Source organism: Vibrio sp. D401a (assembly GCF_030248515.1).
Lineage (GTDB): Bacteria > Pseudomonadota > Gammaproteobacteria > Enterobacterales > Vibrionaceae > Vibrio > Vibrio rotiferianus.
Window position 1 is genome coordinate 1 of the sequence record NZ_JAHGAI010000075.1, and the last position, 19792, is coordinate 19792.

Sequence of the window (19792 nt, forward strand, 5' to 3'; positions counted from 1 at the left end):
ATTGACTGTGCTGAGTCTTTCGACTCAATGGTCACTTCGTATCATTGAAACCTAATTTGATACCGCTTTCCGTTAAGAAAGAAATATCTAATTGGATTATCATCAACGAGTGCCCACACAGATTGATAGGTTCTTATTTTTAAAGAGCTTTCCCAACATTTTCAGTAACTTAGTTACTTGTCGTTAGGGGTGCGTATCTTACTTCACACCGTGAGAGAGTCAAGCATTTTTTTAAATTCTTTTTTCTCTCTTCCCGACTCGCTGTGTGACTTTCGTCTCACTCCGTGTCGGTGGATGCGCAGTATAGGGGGTTGAGAAATTAGCACAAGCGTTTTTTGCAAAAAAACTTTCAACCGAACAAATAACAAGCACTCTGCATAGATACTCAACGATCTTGTCTAATATTTCGGGTTGCAGAGGATCTTTTCATGAGTAAACATCTTATTTCTGAGTTGGAAGATCGTCGATTTCCTAATGATTTCGGTTGCTGATCTTATCTCTCTTGGTTCTTTCTCTCTTTCTGTTTATATAAAGACGAAAAAAAAGAGCAGAACGATAACGAACTGCTCTTTGGTCTTTGCTTTTTATTTGGGATACTTCAGGTGAAGTCTTGGAAAAGTGTTTCTTCTATATATAGAAGAAAAGATCAGAGCATCCTTGCCCTTCTCTTTACGACAGATTAGTTAGGGGTATATCTAAATGTCGCAGTTGTTCGATGACACATTGAGCTCGTAAGAGTGGAGCATGCTTGCATTCCCAATGACGTCATCTTCGAGAGGAACTTAGTTCTTCAATACTTTTACGGTGTAGCTACCATCTTTTTGTTGGTATAAACCGTGAATGTCGGTTTCGAAACCTGGGTAATGCGCACCGATCTCACAAAGCATCTCTAGGAAGTCCAGCACAGGGCGAGACTCTTGAGTCACCATTTCACCAGGAAGTACTAGTGGCACACCTGGAGGGTAAGGAAGGATCATGTTCGCACTTACGCGACCAACCATTTCTTCCAGTTTGATTTCTTCCACGTTACCACGAAGCTCTTCTTGCCATGCTGCGTGTGGTGTTACTTTCATTTCAGGAAGAACATCGAACGCTTTGTACATTAGCTCTGGTAGGTTGTATTTCTTAGTTAGGTCATGAATTGCTTGTGCTAGTTCTTGAACGCGCATACCTTCATAGAAGCTTGGGTCTTCGTTGTATAGCGAAGGTAGGAAGCTCTTAATGGTTAGGTTCAAGTCGTAGCCACGTTTAAATTCAGTTAGCCCGCGTAGCAATTGCATTGCTTTTGATTTGTCGATACCGATTGAGAATAGGAACAACAAGTTGTATGGACCTGTTTTCTCTACCACGATGCCGCGCTCGTCTAGGAATTTAGCCACCAGCGAAGCAGGAATACCTGATTCTTCTAGTTCGCCTTCTTTATTCATCCCAGGAGTCAGTAGCGTTACTTTGATTGGGTCAAGATACATGTGGTTGTCATCCATGTTCTTGAAGCCGTGCCATGTGTCGCTAGGGTCTAGTTTCCAACATTCAGTGCTATCGATGTTTTCTGGTTGCCATACATCGAAGAACCAGCTGTCACTTTCTGCTTCTAGGCGTTTGATCTCTTTACGGAAGCGGATTGCGCGATCGATAGAGTCTTGCATCAACTTCTTACCAGTGTTGCCGCGCATCATTGCCGCTGCTGTTTCAGTAGAAGCAACAATGCCGTACTGAGGTGAAGTTGAAGTGTGCATCATGAATGCTTCGTTGAAAGACTCTTTATCAAAGTCACCTTTCACGTGAATCATTGAAGCTTGTGAGAATGCCGCCAACAGTTTGTGTGTTGATTGTGTCTCGTAGAACACTTTGCCTGGCATCGCTTCACCACTCATACCACATTTACCTTCGTAAATTGGGTTGAAGTTAGTGTAAGGCACCCAAGCACTGTCGAAGTGGATGTGTTTACAATCTAGCGACTCTTTGATGAATTGCGTGTTGTACAACAGACCATCGTAAGTTGAGTTAGTCACTACAGCATAATTTGGTGCAGTTGCACCTGGTGTTTTCGCTACTTTCTCTGCAATCACATCGCGGCTGAATTCGCTTTGTGGAATACCACCAAGGATGCCGTATGCGTTACGAGTTGGGCGGAAGTAGATTGGTGTCACGTCGCTCATCATCATTAGGTGAGTCAGAGATTTGTGACAGTTACGGTCAATCAGTACTGTGCTGCCCGCAGGCGCTGAGTACATGCCAACGATTTTGTTCGATGTAGACGTACCGTTCGTTACGATGTAAGAGCTGTCTGCATTGAATGTACGTGCGATGTATTCTTCTGCATCTTTATGTGGGCCTGAGTGGTCTAGTAGAGAACCTAGTTCAGGCATTGAGATTGATACGTCCGCTTTAAATGTGTTTGGACCGTAAAAATCGTAGAAAATGCTACCAGCAGGGCTTTTCTGGAATGCAGTACCACCCATGTGACCTGGAGTACAGAAGGTGTATTTACCTTCTTCTACGTATTTGAATAGTGCTTTAGTGAATGGAGGCATGATTGCATCTTTGTATGCCTCTGTCGCTTGGTTGATTTTGATAGCGATGTCGTCAGCCATACCTAAAGCGTACTCGAAGAAGCTCACGTTTAGACGTAGGTCTGTTAGTGAAATGTCTAGAGTAGACTGTTCGTTAGCAAATGCGTGAACAGGTAGTTTTTCGTTGATTTGGCTAATACGTTCACATAGCTCTAGTGAGTATTTATCCCAGTCGAACAGCACACCGCAAATGCGTGGGTTCATCTCAATCATTTTGATCAAGTCTTTATCATCTACTGGGTAAACCACTTCGTAGCCCGCTTTCTCAAGAGCAGCGTGAAGTTGACGAACTGGCTCTTCTTTAAAGAACACACCCATGTGGTTCAAGATAGCGAATATATTCATTTGGACATCTCCAAGGCGAATGAGGGCGCTCTTTGCCATTTACAGGCAATGAGTAAGGTGAGCGCCGCGTGAATTTGGGTTTTATGGGCTGGCACCGTAGTGCCAGCGTTTTGGGGATTAGTTGCTTGCTTGAGCAGCTACGTCTTCGTCAGCACGAAGCTTCATGTACTGAGCTAGACCTGCTTTTTTGCTGTAGAACATCAAGATAACAAGAGACACGATGAAGGTTGCTGTTAGCGTACCGCCCTCTGCACCCGCTAGTGCGATGAAGCAGAACAGACAAGCCACACCAGAGAACAACATTACGAAGCCGTTGCGTGTTGTCATACCTTCGAAGCGAATCAAGTTAATGCTTGAGTAGAAGTAAGGCAGCATAGTTAGTAGTACTGCGTCAGTTGTTAGCTGGTTGAACAGGTCTGATGCGTGTGCTGTTTTAGAGCTGAAAAACATCAGTACAACCATTAGCGCAGTCATCTTGATTGACGCAAGGATTAGACCTTTCTTAGGCACACCGTTTTTATCAGTTTCACCGTAGATTTTAGGGAAGTTGCCATCGTTGGCTGCGCGTTTACCTGCTTCACCTACTAGCATCATCCAAGAACCTAGCGAAGTGAAACATGCTAGTGCTGTAAATGCTGATACGAATGGTGCTGTCCAGCTACCGAATAGCTCAGTGGTTGCTAGTGCAAATGGCGCACCTGATGCCGCAACTTCTGACGCAGGGAACATGCCGCTAATCATTTGAGTTGATAGGATGTAAATCACACCTGCGATACCAGTACCCAACATAGTTGCTAGTGGTACGGTACGTTTAGGGTTTTCTACCATACCAGTCGATACCGCTGCTGATTCCACACCTACGAATGACCATAGACAGATAAGAACCGCAGTTACTACCGCGTGGCTGTCAGTGCCTGCTGATACGTTCCAGTTTTGGCTGTAAAGCGCAGTGTCGAAGTGCGTCCAACCAAATGCTGCTGTACCAACAACAGGGATAAGGATAAGAACTAGACCGAGCGTACATAGACGGCTTACCCAGCTACCACCAAGTAGGTTGACGAAAGTGAAGATCCATACCGATGCAATCGTCGCAATACCTGCTGGGATTGGGTTGTTAAGCACAGGGAAGAATACTGAAAGGTAAGAAACACCTGTAATGGCAATAGCTAGGTTACCAATCCAGTTCGCGTGGTAATAAAGAACGCCCGTTTGGAAACCAAATACCGGAGACACTTCGCCAGCATAAGCGATAGGACCACCTTCTTGTGGGTTTTTGGTTGCCAGACGAGCGTAAACGAACGCTAAACTAAGTGCACCGATCAAACAGATCAGCCAACTGAAGATTGAAACAGAGCCTACGGAGGCAAGACTAGAAGGTAATAGTGCAATACCACTACCCATCATGTTACCGGCAACAACACCCGTACAGGCGATTAAACCGATTTTTTTTGTATTCGATGACATAACATCTCCAAATCTATTCTACTCGAGCCTCAATGACTCAAACTGAATGGTAATTAGCGAGATGCTATGAGAAAGAAGTCACTCGACCTCGCTAAATTTCGAAGTGAAGACTACGCCCAAAAGCTGGGAAAAAAATAAACTTGGGGTTATCAATAAAACAATTACCCCATCGGTATAAAGTTGAGATAAACCTGATAAACCCAAAAACATAAAACCAATAAATACAATAACTTACAGCCCAAACCTAAAGCACTCTATCTCAAAATCTAAAAACATCAACCTCAACAAATTTTCCATCAACCTTATCAACGACTATCAACATCAAGACAAAGCCCAGCAAATTACCTGAACTGTTGATACAGCCTTTTCCTCCCCTAATAGAGCAATTGACTTACATCAAAGTTTCTTGGTTTTTTGCTTCTGCTATGCGTAGATGCACACACTACTTCAGGCAAATAACAGTGTGTCGGGGCTGCTTGAAAAGCACAAACGGAAGATGGGTATAGCAAATCGCACAAGGACAACCTTCTACTTGGCGACAAACGGATATAAAGGTAGCGAGAATAGAGAATAGAGAATAGAGAATAGAGAATAGAGATTGAAAAGCCCTCTCCCCCAGTAAAGCAAGTTCTATTTAAAGAAAGAAGCAGCGGTAAGCTTTAATTGTGCAGATACAAGAAAGCCCCTCACCGAAGTGAAGAGCTCAGTATCTTTGCCGATCAAAAACTGGTTTGATTACAGCATACGAACAACCGAAGGGTGCACTGCGCGGTACATGGCGTAATCAATCGCCTTCATGTTGCTTGGGAAAACCAAGTTTTCGCACAACAGATAGGTCTCAACAGACGTATCTATATAGAAGGCTTCACTGTAGGACTCACTCGCCAAATCCAAATCACCATCAAGCTCGGCATGCTTACCACGAATCACGTACGACAAAACCGAATCACGCAACCCTAGCGCTTGATTCAAATGACGCTTTGCCAAGTCGAGATCACCAATGATGGTTTCATGTAATGCCAAAGCTTCATAAATCCGAGGCTGAATAGGCCCTAGCATCATCTTGGTATTGGTCTCTAACTTATCGCTCAGTTGCTGCACTCTGCCTTTTCTTAGTTCCAATGCCGGGTCTAATGCTCTCTGCACATGGTAGGCAATTAACAGCTCAGCCTGAACATAAGCATTATCCGACTCAACTTCGAGAATTTTCTCCATCAAATCAATGCCATGCTGAAACTGGTTTGCATCCGAAACATTTAGATAATGGTTAGCTTGTACAAACAACTTTAGAGCTTCTGGATTATTGGGCATGCCAGCCACCAGCACTTTCGACTTCAGTTTTGCATCTGGCACTTTCAGTACCGTCATTAAATCCAAAGAAGCTTGCTGCAATACCGTCTTCAAGTGGTTGCTCGTAAGTGCATATTGACGACTAAAAAGCACCTTCTCAGATGAATTATTACGGTACTCCACCTCAAGAAAGTTACCACCATCGTTTTCTCTAACGCGTACCAACACCGACTTACCCGGAACAATACCGTTGGTAAAAGCGGCTTTTTTGAGCATCACACGATAGTCACTAACCTGAGCAATATCAGCCATCAGCTTTTGTGCAAAGCCATCGGCCAATTCGTAACTTAAATCACCCCTGCCGAAGTTATCTTGGAACTTAAACTCTATTAAATGCGTATCGATAGCTTGGGTGATGCGCACTTCTGATTGCTTATACGTAAACACGCCCATCACCACAACTAAGATGCTAATCCAGATGAAGTTCATAAAACCCAATCGCCATGGGCTGATTTTGTTTGGTTTACGCGGCGCTTTTTTCTCTTTCGACATCTCGCACACCGCACGAGTCAGAGGCCCTGCCGGAAAGGTTACCGCTGGTTCTGGCGTTTCAGGTAACGCTTCTTCGTTTGCTTCAACAAATGGCAAGTCATCATCATGATCGCAATGACGGCATACAAGGAATTCCTCGTGCGTCATTGGCTTAACGTTCGCCACCAACTTATAACCGCGCTTAGGCACAGTAATAACGTAGCTGATGTTTTCCTCTCGACCATCACGCAACAACTTACGCAATTCAAAGATCGACTGTGTCACCACTTGGTCAGTCACAATCGCGCCTGCCCAAACGTATTGGATTAGCTCTTCACGATTGAATACTTCACTGGCGTGCTCGGCAAGGAAATGCAGCAGATTAATTAAGCGTGGCTCAACGGTAACTTCCCTGTCTTGTCGATACAGCTTATTTTCATCAACGCTTAAAACCCAGTCATTGATTTGAAAATAGACTCCAACCATGTATGAAAACTCTCGTATCTGATTGACAGCGTCGCTTTAGGAATAGATAGGACTACACATTCTTACAGTCGACTAAAGCCGAGATTATAGGTGGGAAAACGGCTTGAACCTAGAAAAGCAAGCCGTCAAAAATGCAAACTTAAGTTAAGTAGCACGCTACTCAAGGGCTGCGAGGATAGAACAATGGCTAGCATCGTCATTGTTATGCCCGCAGCAAGCGTCATTTATCTTCTTTAATGCCGCACGAATTTTTGTCAGTTCCGCGATTTTTTCATCAATTAAAGTTAACTTTGCAGAAGTGATGGCTTTTACCTCCGCGCAGCTGTGCTCAGTCGCCTCTAATTTGATCTCAAGGAGCTCTTTTATTTCATCCAAACTTAGGCCCAGCTCTTTCGCTTTGAGAATAAAACGCACCTGTTGTTGGTTCTCTTCGTTATATAAGCGATAGCCCGATTCACTTCGCCCTGCGGGTGTTATTAACGCATTTTTCTCATAGAAACGGAGTGTATCGGCGGTCACACCACAACGTTTTGCCAGTTCACCAATCTGAAACATAACTTTCCTTATTAACTATCTCGTTACCTTTAAAGCTAAAAATCGAGTTTTTTGCAATTATTTTTGAGATGCCAAACGATTGCGCGAGCTTTTTTGTAATAAATTGGTTAGAATACGCGCCATCAAATAGTGGAGACTGTTTTCTAAGCATGAAAACGCCCGCAAAGGTCTTTACCAAAACTGGCCAATATTTTACCCCAAGAGGTGAAAACAAGTTCATTTTTGGCAAACATCTTTAACTCCGTGAATTTGAGGAAAATGGAAGCATGAATAACGCTCGTCCTATTCGCCGTGCGCTTATCAGCGTATCAGACAAAACAGGTATTGTTGAGTTTGCACAAGCTCTTGTTGAGCGCGGTGTCGATATCCTATCTACTGGTGGTACTGCTCGTCTACTTGCAGAGCAAGGCATCGCAGTAACTGAAGTCTCTGACTACACTGGTTTCCCAGAAATGATGGATGGTCGCGTTAAAACGCTTCACCCAAAAGTTCACGGTGGTGTGCTGGGTCGTCGTGGCCAAGACGATGACGTGATGGAAAAGCACGGCATCAACCCTATCGATATGGTTGTAGTAAACCTATACCCATTCGCAGAAACCGTTGCTAAAGAAGGCTGTACCCTTGCTGATGCGGTTGAGAACATCGACATCGGTGGTCCAACAATGGTTCGCTCTGCAGCGAAAAACCACAAAGACGTGACTATCGTTGTGAACGCTCACGACTACAACCGCGTTATCGCTGAAATGGACGCGAACGAGAAGTCTCTAACACTAGAAACTCGTTTCGACCTAGCTATCGCAGCATTCGAGCACACAGCATCTTACGACGGCATGATTGCAAACTACTTCGGCACTATGGTTCCATCTTACGGTGAGAACAAAGAAGGTGATGAAGAGTCTAAATTCCCACGTACTTTCAACCAGCAATTCGAGAAGAAGCAAGATATGCGCTACGGTGAGAACAGCCACCAAGCAGCCGCATTCTACGTTGAAGCAAACCCACAAGAAGCATCTGTTTCTACTGCTCGCCAAATCCAAGGTAAAGCCCTTTCTTACAACAACATCGCAGACACTGACGCAGCGCTTGAGTGTGTGAAAGAGTTCAACGAGCCAGCATGTGTGATCGTAAAACACGCGAACCCATGCGGTGTTGCTCTAGGTAAAGACATCCTAGAAGCGTACAACCGTGCTTACCAAACTGACCCAACATCTGCATTCGGCGGCATCATTGCATTCAACCAAGAGCTAGATGCTGAAACAGCAACCGCTATTGTTGAGCGCCAATTCGTTGAAGTGATCATCGCACCTTCTGTTTCTGCTGAAGCGATTGAAGTGGTTGCAGCGAAGAAGAACGTGCGTCTACTTGAGTGTGGCGAATGGACAACTAAGACAACTGGCTTTGACGTGAAACGCGTGAATGGCGGTCTACTGGTTCAAGACCGTGACCAAGGCATGGTAAGCCTAGACGACCTAAAAGTGGTTTCTAAGCGTCAGCCAACAGAAGAAGAGCTGAAAGATGCACTGTTCTGCTGGAAAGTAGCGAAATACGTGAAATCTAACGCGATCGTTTACTCGAAAGGCGACATGACTATCGGTGTAGGCGCAGGCCAAATGAGCCGCGTTTACTCTGCGAAAATCGCAGGCATCAAAGCTGCAGACGAAGGTCTACAGGTTGAAGGTTGTGTAATGGCATCAGATGCATTCTTCCCATTCCGTGACGGTATCGACGCGGCTGCAGAAGCAGGCATCAAGTGTGTTATCCAACCAGGTGGTTCTATGCGTGATGACGAAGTTATTGCAGCAGCAGACGAACACGGCATGGCGATGATCTTCACAGGTATGCGTCACTTCCGCCACTAATTAGTTTTGGTCCTCCCCCTTACTAAGGGGGAGTTAGAGGGGGTCTGTTGTACGTACACGACTTGCCCCTCCCAACCTCCCCTTAATAAGGGGAGGAGCGAAATCAAAGGAAATATTATGAATATTCTTATCATTGGTTCAGGTGGTCGTGAACACGCACTAGGTTGGAAAGCGGCACAAAACCCAAATGTTGAGACTATCTTCGTGGCTCCAGGTAACGCAGGTACAGCACTAGAGCCTAAACTAGAGAACGTAAACATCGCAGTAGAAGACATCGCAGGTCTGGTTGCTTTTGCAAAAGAGAAAGCTATCGAGCTAACCATTGTTGGCCCTGAAGCACCGCTGGTTATCGGTGTGGTTGATGCTTTCCGCGAAGCAGGTTTGCCAATCTTCGGTCCGACGCAAGCGGCTGCGCAGCTTGAGGGCTCTAAAGCGTTTACCAAAGACTTCCTTGCTCGTCACCAAATCCCAACGGGTGCGTACGCGAACTTCACTGAAATCGAGCCAGCTCTTGCTTACGTACGTGAACAAGGTGCGCCGATTGTAGTAAAAGCTGACGGCCTTGCTGCTGGTAAAGGCGTTATCGTAGCGATGACACTAGAAGAAGCTGAAGACGCAATCAAAGACATGCTAGCAGGCAACGCATTTGGTGATGCAGGTAGTCGTGTCGTTATCGAAGAGTTCCTAGATGGTGAAGAAGCAAGCTTCATCGTGATGGTGGATGGTGAGAACGTTCTACCAATGGCCACCAGCCAAGACCACAAACGCGTAGGCGACAAAGATACTGGTCCTAACACCGGTGGCATGGGTGCATACTCTCCAGCTCCAGTGGTAACACAGGAAATCCATAACCGCATTATGGAAGAAGTGATTTACCCAACGGTACGCGGCATGGCTTCTGAAGGTAACCCTTACACTGGTTTCCTATACGCGGGTCTTATGATCGACAAAGACGGCACTCCGAAAGTAATCGAGTACAACTGCCGCTTCGGTGATCCTGAGACACAACCTATCATGATGCGCATGGAATCGGATCTTGTTGATCTGTGCCTAGCGGCAATCGACGAGAAACTGGATCAAGCGGAATCGAAGTGGGATCCACGAGCATCGATTGGTATCGTGCTAGCAGCCGGTGGTTACCCAGCAGCGTACAACAAAGGCGACGTAATTTCGGGTCTGCCACAAGTTGAAATTGAAGGCGAAAAAGTCTTCCATGCTGGTACAGATAACAAAGACGGCGACATCGTGACAAACGGTGGTCGCGTTCTTTGTGCAACGGCACTTGGCAACAGCGTATCAGAAGCGCAGCAGCGTGCTTACGAGCTTGCAAAACAGATCAGTTGGGATGGCATGTTCCATCGCAACGATATCGGCTACCGTGCAATTGCACGTGAGCAAGAAAAATAAAAACAACTTCAGTTGGCTAAAACGACAAAAGGCGCATTCAGCGCCTTTTTTTATTGTTCTTGTTCGAGAGAACTCGAAGCCATGTTTATTCAGAGATCAACTTTGGTCGCGGTACACAATCAAAGTCATCATCATTAAGCATCAGCAGTTCATCCACCGTAGCGGTATTACGTGACTCTTTACCGATAAACGCTATGTAGCTGTCCACTGACGCCAATCTATCAATCACAAACTTAGGCAGGGTCTGGTTAAACTCTAGCGTAGCAAACTCACGACCTTTGCAGGTTTCGAACGTTTCGCCATCCCAATACCCTTGGATTAGGCTCTGGCCATCACGAGATTGTTTCTTGATAGACGTAACGACATCGTTCGCCTCTTGCTTGTAACGCTCTAATTGATCACGTTGTAAAGGCAACACTTTTCCATTCACACGGTATTGCTGATAAATCGCGTCGCCATCTTTATTAAATCGAATGTGGATTTGAAAAGGCACCAATCCTTGTTTGGCATCGAGTTGCTCACCTTTTCGAATCAACTCTCTGAGCTCACCGTCATCCCAACGATAATCACTCTGATATGAACCGTAATCGCCCATCGTGACATAGTCTGCTGCCGTACTAACACGTGTTAGACGTTCAGTCATCCAATATAAACTGGTGGCATCACCCATGATTTTCCCGCCAGAGAAATGGGTAAATTGGTCTAGATTTGGGGTTTCTACAGAAGAACAGCCAACAAGAGCAAGGCTTGATAGTAGGAGTGAAGTGAGTAGATGTTTTTTCATGAAATTGCACCGAGGCAGGATACCTCGGTGCATTTTAACTTAGTTTACTGATTCTTTCAGCGCTTTACCTGCTACGAATGCAGGTACGTTAGCTGCTGCGATTTGAATCTCGTCACCAGTCTTAGGGTTACGACCAGTACGTGCAGCGCGGTGGTTTACTTTGAATGTACCAAAACCAATTAGTTGAACTTGGTCACCCTCTTTAAGAGCGCCAGTAACACCCTCAAGAGTTGCTTCAAGAGCAGCTTTAGCTTGTGCTTTAGATAGGTCTGCTTTCTCTGCAATAAAGTCGATTAATTGGGTCTTGTTCATTAGGTTTCCCTTCTCATATGTTATCGAATTCATCTCACTCTAAAACATAAATGCCCCATCTGGCAAAGGTTTGTAAGCGATCTTTCGATTTTCTGACGCAGTTTTAGCCATAATATGAGTAATAACTCACAATTTGTTACTACTTGCACGAGGAAAGCTCTTGCTTTCTAATGCAATAAGACCGATTTATAAGGCACTTTTGCGGTTATAATCGCTTAAAATCCCGACTATCACATTACATTCAAGGGCAACTATGCTGCTGTTATCCATTTATATCTCTATTGCTATCGGCATTTCGTTTATCTGTTCGGTACTGGAGGCGGTACTTCTAAGTATCAGTCCGAGCTTCATTGCGCAGCTCAAACAACAGGGGCACCCGGCTTCTGCTCAGCTAGAAAAGCTAAAAGCAGACATCGACCGACCACTTGCTTCTATCTTGACGCTAAACACCATTGCTCACACCATCGGTGCGGCGACGGCTGGTGCACAAGCGGCAGTGGTATTTGGTAGCGAAGCGCTAGGTATCTTCTCTGCTGTACTGACACTAGCGATTCTTGTTCTATCAGAAATCGTACCTAAGACAATTGGTGCGACATACTGGCGCCAACTTGCACCAGCGGCAGCGGTTTCACTTCGCTGGATGGTGTGGGCACTAACACCATTCGTATGGTTCTCAGAGCAGATCACAAAACGTCTTGCTCGTAACCACGAAGCACCAAAAATGCGTGATGAGTTGTCAGCAATGGCTATTCTGGCGAAAGAAAGCGGCGAGTTCGCAGAGGGTGAATCAAAAATCCTGAGTAACCTGCTAGGCATCCAAGACGTACCAGTAACACAAGTCATGACACCACGTCCGGTCGTATTCCGTGTAGACGCGACGATGACCATCAATGACTTCCTAGAGAAGCACAAGGAGACGCCTTTCTCTCGCCCACTGGTTTACAGCGAGCAGAAAGACAACATCATTGGTTTTGTGCACCGTCTAGAGCTGTTCAAGCTGCAACAATCAGGCAGCGGCCAAAAACAACTTGGTTCGGTCATGCGCCCTATCCAAGTGGTACTGAACAACACCGCTCTACCTAAAGTGTTCGACCAAATGATGACTCACCGCCTACAACTGGCGCTTGTGGTTGACGAATACGGCACGGTACAAGGTCTTGTGACGCTAGAGGACATCTTTGAGCACCTACTGGGTGAAGAGATCATCGATGAAGCGGATAAGAGCACAGACATGCAAGAACTGGCTTACCAACGTTGGGAAAGCTGGAAAGAAAAGCACGGCGTAATTGAAAGCCGCGATGACGATGAAGAAGAGGAACAACTGGAGAAACAGGACAAAGAGCCAGAAGCTCAAGAGCCAACTAAACCAGACTCTAAAGAATCGTAATCAGCATTGGGCGTAACAGCTCAAACGCACAAATGAAAAAGGCATCCACCATGGATGCCTTTGTTTTATCTATTCAACAATTAAAGTGCAATGCCGATGTTGCTCACGGCCTCTTCGCGTAGCTCTTCACGCAAATCTTTAATCAGGCTAATGTCACGCTCTACCGCTTCACGCAGTGGACGGAAGATAGCCCACTGAACATCCCACTCTTCACACACGGCTTCATTTTCTTTTTGATTGTCGTTTGTGATTGGCTCTGCACCTTGTGCTTGTTCTAGGTCAGCAACGGTTTGTACCGACTGTTGGCTCACTTTCAGCATTGAATCGAAAAGGTAGTCGCGATCCAACAGACCATGCAGCAGTGTTGACAAGCTCTGACAAGCATCCATTGCTGGATAAACACCGTAAAAATCGAACTCATCTGCACTTGGGAACAACTCTTCTAACTTCTCTAATTGACGTTCGAAATTAATTTTCGCGTTCTTAACCGTCAGAATTTCCCATACACTATCAAGAATCGCTCGGTAAGCACGTGGCTCAGCAAATTCTGTATTCTCACAAAACATCGCATAGTTTGGATACATGCGTTCACACAGGCACGCCATGAAGGTAATTTGTTGCCAAGGTTCTAGTTTTTCCAAACGAACCTGAAGAGGATTCTTAAGCATAGTCACTCAATCATTGAAGAAAAAATCAGCGAAAGTGTACTTGATTCATCACAGGGAAAAAAGTTAATGCAGCATCCAAATCAGATTTTCCTGCTCTCAGAGCATCGCGACACCTACGAAACGTTACTGGCGGAGAAAAATCTGCCCGATCTGGCGATCACAAACAAACCTCAAGATGCTCAGATCGTACTGGCGGATCCACCATTACTATCACAAAGGTTAGACGAGTTTTCACAGCTTGAGTGGGTGCAATCAACATTTGCAGGAGTGAATGCTCTGATGATGCCGAATCTACGCCGAGATTATACCCTGACTAATGTTCGCGGTATTTTTGGTCCATTGATTGCTGAGTACGTGATTGGTTACAGCATTGCTCACTTCCGTCACTTCATGCAATACCACCAGCAGCAACAGAGCAAACAATGGCAGCCACATCTGTATACCTCGCTACAAAGCAAAACCATGGTGATTCTCGGCACCGGCAGCATCGGCAGTCATTTGGGTAAAACGGCACAATTGATGGGCATGAAAGCCATAGGGATCAATCGTACTGGCATCCCTACTTCTGGCGGTGAATTCAATCAAACTTTTCATATCAATGAACTCGCCAGCGCCTTTCACCAAGCGGATATCGTGGTAAATACGCTGCCGAGCACGCCAGAGACGCAACGTTTGCTCAATAGTGAAGTGTTAAGCCATCTTAATCAGGCATTGCTATTTAATGTTGGAAGAGGCGATGTGATTGATGATGCAGGTCTGTTGCTCGCACTAAAGAATCGCTGGGTGGAACATGCTTTTCTCGATGTATTTGAACAAGAGCCACTTTCACCGCAACATCCGTTTTGGAAACTTCAGCAAGTAACCATCACTCCTCACATCGCGGCGTTAAGTTTCCCTGAGCAAGTAGTCGACATTTTTGCAGACAACTACTTGAGTTGGAGGGACGGTTTCTCTCTAACTAATCAGGTCGATTTCGATAAAGGGTATTAACCATCTTATGTCTTTAGAAACACTGCTAAAGCAAGTACGAGCCTGCCAGATCTGCGCAGACGATTTACCTTTGGGCGCAAACCCTGTCGTGCAAGCTGCAAAAGACGCACGCATACTAATAATCGGACAAGCGCCGGGGACACGTGTGCACAAAACCTCGATACCTTGGAACGATCCAAGCGGCGATCGGTTACGCCACTGGCTCGATATCGACAAAGACACTTTCTACGACCCAAACAAAATAGCCATTGTCCCGATGGGTTTCTGCTATCCAGGTAAGGGGAACTCAGGCGATTTGCCTCCTCGTAAAGAGTGTGCGCCCGCTTGGCATAAACAGATTCTTGAGCAGTTGCCCAATATAGAGCTGACGCTACTGATTGGTCAGTACTCACAGCAGTACTATCTCACAAACAAACCAAAGACACTCACGCAAACCGTTCAGCAATGGCAGGATTGGGAACCGGACTTTATCCCGCTTCCTCACCCCTCTCCACGCAACACATTATGGCTAAAGAAGAATCCTTGGTTTGAATCTGACGTTGTGCCATACCTTAAAAAACGCGTTCATTCGATGCTTTAGGTTACCCATGATCTAATTGCTTGTTTATCTGTACAAGAAAATTAGCGCACAAGAACCATAAACATAAGTCATTGTTTATAATAAACTTTAACATCTAATGTACAGTTTAAATAGTAATTAGATCATGGTAGACCAAATACTACCAGAGCTGTACAGCCTTGAGTTTCAGATAAAAAAATACCGGCACTGATTGCCGGTATTTGATTTCAAAAAGTCGAAGTTACTTGTGGTACGGCTTAGATAGCTCGTGTACCGCTTCCACAAATACGCCCGCGTTTTCTGGCGGCACATCCAAATGGATACCGTGACCTAGGTTGAACACGTGACCAGTACCTGCATCACCAAAGCCCTCTAGAATACCCGCGACTTCTTCACGGATACGCTCTGGAGAAGCGTAAAGCATTGATGGGTCCATATTACCTTGTAGAGCCACTTTATCGCCGATACGCGCTTTTGCGTCTGCGATGTTAATCGTCCAGTCTAGACCTACCGCATCACAGCCCGTTGCTGCGATTTGCTCAAGCCACATGCCACCGTTCTTAGTGAACAGCGTTACTGGTACGCGACGACCGTCGTTTTCACGAATCAGGCCATCTACAATCTTGTGCATGTATTGCAGTGAGAACAGGTTGTAGTCACGAGGAGTCAGTACACCGCCCCATGTATCAAATACCATCACCGACTGTGCACCCGCTTTAATTTGCGCGTTTAGGTACTCGATAACGCTGTCTGCTAGCTTATCTAGAAGTAAGTGCAGAGTTTGCGGTTCTGCGTACATCATCTTCTTGATCTTAGTGAACGCTTTAGAGCTACCACCTTCAACCATGTAAGTCGCCAGTGTCCATGGGCTACCAGAGAAGCCAATCAGTGGAACGTCACCGTTCAAGTCTTTGCGGATTTGACGCACTGCGTTCATTACGTATTGCAGCTCACCTTCTGGATCTGGCAGACCGATCTTTTCTACGTCTGCTTTGCAAGTGATTGGCTTATCGAAAACCGGACCTTCACCCGCAGCAAAGCGAAGTTCTAAGCCCATTGCATCTGGGATAGTTAGGATGTCAGAGAACAAGATCGCTGCATCAAGAGGAAAACGGCGTAGTGGTTGAAGCGTTACTTCTGACGCCAACTCCGCGTTTTTACACAAAGACATGAAATCGCCCGCTTGCGCACGAGTTGCTTTGTATTCTGGTAGGTAACGACCTGCCTGACGCATCATCCATACTGGCGTGTAATCTACTGGCTCTTTTAGAAGGGCACGCAGATAACGATCATTTTTTAATTCAGTCATTCCGTAATTCCAATTGTTAGGCTTTCTTTGAAAGGGGGTATTCTATCACTGATTTAAGGCTAATAGCTGTGTGCTTTGCAACCTGGATCAAGTTATTAACTTTTAAATCAGTGCTTAATTTGCACCCAGTCGGTATCAGTGTTAAAAATTTGTTCGCTAGCGAAAACTACAATTATAAACTGAGTACCCGGTACTCAGCATCTCATAACGACATCTTACTTACCCCCTCCCTCTCGGAGGGTTTTTTTTACCTATTTTTCAATGAATTAAAAAAGCCACCTTGCGGTGGCTTCATATTTCATACTCATGATTGGCAAACTTCTTTCATGACCCCTTTTACATATCCTTTGGATAGGTAAGTCGGACACAGGGTCTCCCGCACCGATTGCGAGTCAATAATGTAATTCTCAAAGTTTGTTAGTGCCGTGTTAGCACACCTATTTGTTGCGACTTCTTTTGCTAGCGCAAACTGAGAATTACTCGGTCGGTCAAGCGTATACAACAGCGCATTCGAGACCTTTTCATCTGCACAGTATTCCGGAGACTGCTTGACTGCCGCGGCATAGAATGGAATCGCGAGAGATTTAGAGACATTCTGGAACACCTTAGTCCCTTCTTCAAAGCTTATGCTACCCGCAGGAGAAAGTTCGGCGAGCAGTTGTCCGTAGCTCTCAACACACCCTTCCATCGAATACTTGATACAAGATTGCGCTGCCGGAACTAAGGCTTTTGCGAAGCTTTGAGTAAAATCACTGGATTTAGATAGAAACGCATACTCAGTGAGTAGCTGCTGCCCTAAACCAATAGCGCTATCAGCCGCTCCGGAAGAAACGTAACTATTGAAAGCACCAGTTGCAGCATCGGACACCAGTGCTTGCCAAGCATTATCTCGTTTTGAAGGTCGAATATCATTGGCATGATAGAGAAGCTCATTCCAGCTTTGTGCTTTATGAAGAGCAGTTAAATCTTCCATGGAGTAACGCTCTTCAGCGACCGCAGAAAAGCATGAAGCCATGGCAACTAAGGGTAAGAGTATTTTTTTCATGACCTTAGTTCCACGCTTGCTTGAGGTATTTCAGCGTTGAAGAGTCGTAAGCCGCGTTCGGGTTCAAAGCGACTTTAAGCACACTGCCACCATCATCAAGAGAGAAACCGGCCTTACGCGCCTTCACAGAGTCTTGACCAAAAAATTGAATTTGTTGAACTTTTTGGAACTCTTCTTTATAAAGTGCGGCATGTTCAGTCGTCGTGCATAGCTTAACCATATCATCGTAGATATAGTTGATTAAGCCACCCAGCCAACCTGTGGTTTTTACTTTGTCTAAACGAGCTTCAGCAAAGTCGTAGTCATCCCACGCAGCCCAGTCAAAGCTTGTTTCTAGAACTTCATTGCCACAAGCGGTTTGCACTTTTGCGACGTTTTCCGTCATCGTATTTTCGGTCAACATACGCTTCGCTTTCACTTCAATACTTGCCTGTGCCGAAACACTTACCAAAGAGAAAGACGCAATACCTAGCCATAACGCTGATCTGTATTTCATTAGACATACTCCTTTATTAATCATTGTGTCATTACAGAATGCTGTGCTAGGTCAGTCTAACAACTCCTTTTGTCTCAAAAGTGATTCTACATTTTCCTTTAATCGCTTTACGAGTCGGCTCTCAAGCCTGTTGAATATCACTAATTGTTTGCTCAATTAGCACTCGCGCAATCGTCCCTTTTGGCGCGACAGGTGGCATCTCATCAACACCAAACCACTGAGCATCAGACAGTTCAGTGTAGTCCGGATTCAATTCACCAGAGTCATAATCAGCAAGAAATGCCATCATCATACTGGATGGAAATGCCCACGGCTGACTGCCAAAGTAGCGAATATTTTTAACCTGTACGCCGGTTTCTTCATGCACTTCTCGTGCGACACATTCTTCTAAGGTTTCTCCTACCTCTAAAAAGCCCGCTATTACGGTATACATGCCATTTCGATGACGAGGGTGCTGAGCTAGCAAGATCTGCTTTTCTTTGCGCACAGCGACAATGATGCATGGGAAAATACGCGGATAATGCAAAGTACGGCACTCGCCACACTGCATCGCCAGTTGATTGTTATTGAGGAAGTTACGACCACCACATTGTGGGCAAAAGCGCAGACTTTGCGTCATATGGCCATACTGGATGGCTTTGCTGATCAGCAGAAAAAGGGCTTCAGGAAAATGGAGGCAATCGCGCAGAGAGACAAGCTCTAAATCATGGTCAAGATCAGATAAATTTACCCACATGAAAGGAGCGCCTTGGTAGTCCCCTATTTGCCTTGCACTTGCTTCTGGCAGTGAGAACTGCTCCGCACTACCTAATGGAATAGCACCATCCACCAGCCAAATATCACTTCCTGAGACAACACACCAATAGGCGTCTTTCATACGGTTTGCTTCACCTTTTCTTAACATTACTACTTCCCTCTGCTTGCAGTTCATCCATTTTACTGGCAATCTAATTTCATACCAGAGTTTGTTGTTTGCCAGATCTGCAACTATAAATTCTAGGAAGGACAAGAGTTTGTATTCAATTTACTAACTTTGCTTTGCAAAGGATACGAATGCCATTGGGCGTTCAGATCATGAGGGCATGGTCATGCTAAAAAAATTCAAACAAACACAAGCACAATGGGGTGGTTCGAGTGAGGTCATCGACCATTGGCTTGAAACGAGACAATCTTTGATTGTCGAATATTGTAAACTTGCTGCGTTGCAACCTTGTTCAAAAACTAACGTCATTGAACTCCCTACTCCTCAAGAACTACAACACTTCTGCCAACACCTTGTAGATTACATCTCCGAAGGCCATTTTAAAATTTACGAGATGGTCATGGACAAATGGAAAGCAACCGGTTTTGTTGCCACTGATGAAATCAACCAAACCTACGGCAAAATTGTACTGACAACTGAGCCTTTGCTTAACTTCACTGATAAATATTCAGATGTATCCGAGGACGATGTACTTGGCGAGTTTGATGGTGATATGTCTCTAATTGGGGAAATTATTGAGACACGTTTTGCCGTTGAAGATCATCTGATTAAGCTAATTGCAGACAGTCTTGCGATGCCTCCTGGCGCATAGCGAGAAGCGAGAAGCGAGAAGCGAGAAGCGAGAAGCGAGAAGCGAGAAGCGAGAAGCGAGAAGCGAGAAGCGAGAAGCGAGAAGCGAGAAAGTCTTAACGTTTCGCATTTAGTGTCAATTTTTTAATTTATTACTCAGTGAAAAACTATGTTTACTTT

At 45.2% G+C, this 19792-nt stretch carries 17 protein-coding genes; 6 read left to right on the plus strand and 11 right to left on the minus strand.

What is annotated here, in order from left to right; all coding sequences use genetic code 11:
• Positions 1–782: 782 nt before the first annotated feature.
• The 4 genes from KIV41_RS24090 to zntR all read right to left on the minus strand — a co-directional run bounded on the left by KIV41_RS24090 (position 783) and on the right by zntR (position 7244).
• Entirely contained in the window at positions 783–2918 is a 2136-nt protein-coding gene (locus KIV41_RS24090; RefSeq protein WP_071236544.1) for a lysine decarboxylase CadA, read from the minus strand.
• A gap of 117 nt (positions 2919–3035) precedes the next feature.
• Positions 3036–4382: a cadaverine/lysine antiporter gene (gene cadB, locus KIV41_RS24095; protein ID WP_285337814.1), complete on the minus strand. Its 1347-nt coding sequence runs from the start codon at positions 4380–4382 to the stop codon at positions 3036–3038.
• Between the two features lie 735 nt (positions 4383–5117).
• A complete protein-coding gene (cadC, locus tag KIV41_RS24100) occupies positions 5118–6689 on the minus strand; it encodes a lysine decarboxylation/transport transcriptional activator CadC (protein WP_285337815.1) in 1572 nt (523 codons plus the stop codon).
• Between the two features lie 156 nt (positions 6690–6845).
• On the minus strand, positions 6846–7244 hold the full coding sequence (zntR, locus tag KIV41_RS24105; protein WP_285337816.1) for a Zn(2+)-responsive transcriptional regulator: 399 nt from the start codon (positions 7242–7244) through the stop codon (positions 6846–6848).
• A 266-nt stretch (positions 7245–7510) separates the two neighbouring features.
• On the opposite strand from zntR, the gene purH reads away from it, so the two are divergent.
• Both purH and purD read left to right on the plus strand, forming a co-directional pair.
• Positions 7511–9103 (plus strand): bifunctional phosphoribosylaminoimidazolecarboxamide formyltransferase/IMP cyclohydrolase, encoded by a 1593-nt coding sequence (purH, locus tag KIV41_RS24110; RefSeq protein WP_078608064.1) that lies wholly within the window; start codon positions 7511–7513, stop codon positions 9101–9103.
• A 117-nt stretch (positions 9104–9220) separates the two neighbouring features.
• Positions 9221–10510: a phosphoribosylamine--glycine ligase gene (purD, locus tag KIV41_RS24115; protein WP_050910631.1), complete on the plus strand. Its 1290-nt coding sequence runs from the start codon at positions 9221–9223 to the stop codon at positions 10508–10510.
• An 85-nt stretch (positions 10511–10595) separates the two neighbouring features.
• On the opposite strand, the gene KIV41_RS24120 is transcribed toward purD, so the two are convergent.
• Both KIV41_RS24120 and hupA read right to left on the minus strand, forming a co-directional pair.
• Positions 10596–11294 carry a DUF1481 domain-containing protein gene (locus KIV41_RS24120; protein ID WP_020198120.1) on the minus strand — a complete coding sequence of 233 codons (699 nt, stop codon included), beginning with the start codon at positions 11292–11294 and terminating at the stop codon, positions 10596–10598.
• A gap of 39 nt (positions 11295–11333) precedes the next feature.
• Entirely contained in the window at positions 11334–11606 is a 273-nt protein-coding gene (hupA, locus tag KIV41_RS24125) for a nucleoid-associated protein HU-alpha (protein ID WP_005433627.1), read from the minus strand.
• Between the two features lie 253 nt (positions 11607–11859).
• Between hupA and KIV41_RS24130 the strand changes: the two genes are divergently transcribed.
• Positions 11860–12993, plus strand: coding sequence for a CNNM domain-containing protein (locus tag KIV41_RS24130; protein WP_005434876.1), 1134 nt, complete (start codon positions 11860–11862; stop codon positions 12991–12993).
• Positions 12994–13073: 80 nt separating this feature from the next.
• Here the strand turns inward: KIV41_RS24130 and KIV41_RS24135 are convergent, their stop codons facing one another.
• Complete coding sequence (locus KIV41_RS24135) at positions 13074–13661, minus strand: YjaG family protein (protein ID WP_005434878.1); 588 nt, start codon at positions 13659–13661, stop codon at positions 13074–13076.
• Between the two features lie 66 nt (positions 13662–13727).
• Between KIV41_RS24135 and KIV41_RS24140 the strand changes: the two genes are divergently transcribed.
• On the plus strand, positions 13728–14651 hold the full coding sequence (locus KIV41_RS24140) for a D-2-hydroxyacid dehydrogenase (protein ID WP_285337817.1): 924 nt from the start codon (positions 13728–13730) through the stop codon (positions 14649–14651).
• A 7-nt stretch (positions 14652–14658) separates the two neighbouring features.
• Positions 14659–15231, plus strand: a complete 573-nt coding sequence (locus KIV41_RS24145; protein ID WP_285337819.1) for a uracil-DNA glycosylase family protein — start codon at positions 14659–14661, stop codon at positions 15229–15231.
• 220 nt (positions 15232–15451) lie between these two features.
• Here KIV41_RS24145 and hemE read toward each other — a convergent pair whose 3' ends face one another.
• From hemE to nudC, 4 genes are all read right to left on the minus strand, one after another.
• Entirely contained in the window at positions 15452–16519 is a 1068-nt protein-coding gene (gene hemE, locus KIV41_RS24150; RefSeq protein WP_005433634.1) for a uroporphyrinogen decarboxylase, read from the minus strand.
• A gap of 304 nt (positions 16520–16823) precedes the next feature.
• Positions 16824–17564, minus strand: a complete 741-nt coding sequence (locus KIV41_RS24155; RefSeq protein ID WP_285337820.1) for a hypothetical protein — start codon at positions 17562–17564, stop codon at positions 16824–16826.
• A gap of 4 nt (positions 17565–17568) precedes the next feature.
• Positions 17569–18060, minus strand: coding sequence for a hypothetical protein (locus KIV41_RS24160; protein WP_182027536.1), 492 nt, complete (start codon positions 18058–18060; stop codon positions 17569–17571).
• Between the two features lie 121 nt (positions 18061–18181).
• Positions 18182–18964, minus strand: coding sequence for an NAD(+) diphosphatase (gene nudC, locus KIV41_RS24165; RefSeq protein ID WP_182027535.1), 783 nt, complete (start codon positions 18962–18964; stop codon positions 18182–18184).
• Positions 18965–19142: 178 nt separating this feature from the next.
• Here nudC and KIV41_RS24170 point away from each other — a divergent pair, with 178 nt between their 5' ends.
• On the plus strand, positions 19143–19634 hold the full coding sequence (locus tag KIV41_RS24170) for an Rsd/AlgQ family anti-sigma factor (RefSeq protein WP_010444396.1): 492 nt from the start codon (positions 19143–19145) through the stop codon (positions 19632–19634).
• Positions 19635–19792 lie beyond the last annotated feature (158 nt).